The organism is Ruegeria sp. AE3 (assembly GCF_056542225.1).
The window spans coordinates 1-578 of record NZ_JBQFZL010000053.1 but is presented as its reverse complement, the minus strand read 5'-3'; the positions used below and the strand labels follow the sequence as shown (position 1 = coordinate 578).

Genomic DNA, 578 nt, shown 5'->3' with positions numbered 1-578 from the left:
CCGCGATGAACGAGGGCTTTGTGGTCGGCATTCGGTCGCTGCCCGGCAACCCTTACGACGGCCACACTCTGGCCGAAGCGCTGGAGCTGGTGGAAATCCTCACCGACACCCGCCCCGCCCAGGTCTTCGTCGACCGCGGCTACCGCGGCCATGGCGTGACTTTGAGCCAGGTGTTTATCAGCGGCCAGAAGCGCGGTGTCACACCAGTCCTTCGCAAGTTGATCCGCCGGCGAAGCGCAATCGAGCCCACCATCGGCCACATGAAATCCGAAGGTCGCCTCAGACGCTGCCCGCTCAAGGGCACCCTCGGCGATGCCATCTTCGCAGTGCTGTGCGGCTGCGGCCACAACATCCGCCTGATCCTGGCTCATATCAGAAAGCTTTGGCCTCAAATCTGGGGCAGGATACTCGACGCCCTGACTGCGATCTCACTCTGCCGGCGGCCACGACACGCTCTCGCGGCGGCATAAAGCAATATGTTCAGGGCCGACTATTTATTATTTTCAGTATGTTAGCGGTTAAAACTGGTGCGGGCGGTGGGACCCACAAAGTATTTTTAAATCAACAAGTTACCCATA

1 pseudogene is annotated in these 578 nt (G+C 59.3%); it reads left to right on the top strand.

Annotation, left to right across the window (positions count from 1 at the left end):
- A pseudogene (locus ACR0NZ_RS20640) lies at positions 1 to 470 on the top strand (IS5/IS1182 family transposase); the annotation flags it as partial.
- Between the last annotated feature and the right edge of the window lie 108 nt (positions 471 to 578).